Here is a 1,549-nt window from a genome sequence, read left to right as displayed (position 1 = left end):
CCGGCCCGTCAGCACCGCCGCGTACCCGTTCGCGGCGCCGATCGCCGCCCCGGCCCAGTCGTTCTCCCGCAGCGCGGGCTCGACCCCGGTACCGGCGGCCCGGACGGAACGGACGCCAAGAGCCTGGTCCTGCCGGTGGTCGTGGTCGGCGGGGCGGTGGCGGTCGCCGGTTACGCGTACCTCCGGCGCAGGCGGCGCGCCGCGACCCGCACCACTCCCGCCGCGCGGGGCTGGGGCCGGGGCGGGCCGCCGCAGCCGCCGCCCGTGCCGCTGGAGCGGCTCGACGCGCGGGCGAAGGAGTCGCTGGTGGCGACCGACGACGCGGTGCGCACCAGCGAGGAGGAACTGGGCTTCGCCACCGCCCAGTTCGGCGAGGAGGCCGCCGCGCCCTTCGCGGCGGCGGTCGAGTGGGCGAGGGGCGAGCTGACGGCCGCGTTCCGGCTGCGCCAGCAGTTGGACGACGCCGTTCCCGAGGACGACGCGGCCCGGCGCCGGATGCTGGACGAGATCGTCCGCCGCTGCGCGGACGCGGGGGCCCGGCTCGACGCCGTGTCCGGCGACTTCGACCGGCTGCGCGCCCTGGAGCGCGACGCGCCGGGGGCCCTGGCCTCGGTCGAGGAGGCGTTCCGCGCGCTCGCCGGGCGCGTCTCCGCGGCCGAGGCGGCCCTGGCCGCGATGCGCGGACGGTACGCGGAGTCGGCGTCCGCGCCCGTCGCCGGTGACGTCGAGCAGGCCAAGGAGCGGCTGCTGTTCGCCACGGCCGGGCTCAACCGGGCCCGGCAGGCGGTGGACGACGGGGACGGTTCCGCGGCGGCCGTGTACATCCGGGCCGCCGAGGGCGCCGTGGACCAGGCGGCCACCCTCGTCGACGCGGTGGACCGGCGGGGCCGGGAGCTCGCGGAGGCGGACGGACGGCTGGCCGGGGCCCTCGCCGGGACGGAGACCGATCTGGCCGACGCGGGCGGGCTGCTGGAGGGCACCGGGGCGGGCGTGCCGACCGGGGACCTGCGGGGCCGGATCGCCCGTGCCCGGTCGGTGCTCGACGGGGTGCGGGAGGAGCTGCGGGCCGGGCCGTACGACCCGCTCGACGCGCTGCGCAGGGTGGAGGAGGCGGACGCGGCGCTCGACGAGGCGCTGGCCGGTGCCCGGGCGCGGGAGAAGGACGAGGAGCGGGCCCGTTCCCTGCTCGACCGCACGACGCTCACCGCGCGTTCGGCGATCGCCGCCGCCGCCGACTTCGTCGCCACGAACCGCGGTGCGGTGGGCAGCCCGGCCAGGACCCGGCTGGCGGAGGCACAGCGGCGGCTCGACCGGTCCCTCGAACTGGCCGGGGCGGGCGATCCGCAGGGGGCGCTGGCCGAGGCCCGGCAGGCGGACGCGCTGGCCGGGGAGGCGTCGAGCCTGGCGGAGCAGGACGTGCGGTCGTACGGCGGTGGCGGCGCGGCGGGCGGCGTGCGGTCGAGCAGGGAACGGGCCCGCTCCTCGTCCTTCTCCCGCGCCCGGGCACCGGCCAGCGCCTCGTCGAGCGCCGCGTCCGCCTCCTCCACCC

The 1,549-nt window shown here is 79.7% G+C and carries 1 protein-coding gene; it reads left to right on the top strand.

All coding sequences use genetic code 11. The features are described from left to right. On the top strand, positions 1-1,549 hold a 1,549-nt coding region (locus EAO76_RS42395; protein ID WP_262376226.1), incomplete at both ends, for a TPM domain-containing protein.

This window comes from Streptomyces sp. sk2.1 (genome assembly GCF_008120935.1).
Classification (GTDB): Bacteria; Actinomycetota; Actinomycetes; order Streptomycetales; family Streptomycetaceae; genus Streptomyces.
Note: the sequence above shows the minus strand (reverse complement) of the source record. Positions and strands in the feature narration are given on the sequence as shown.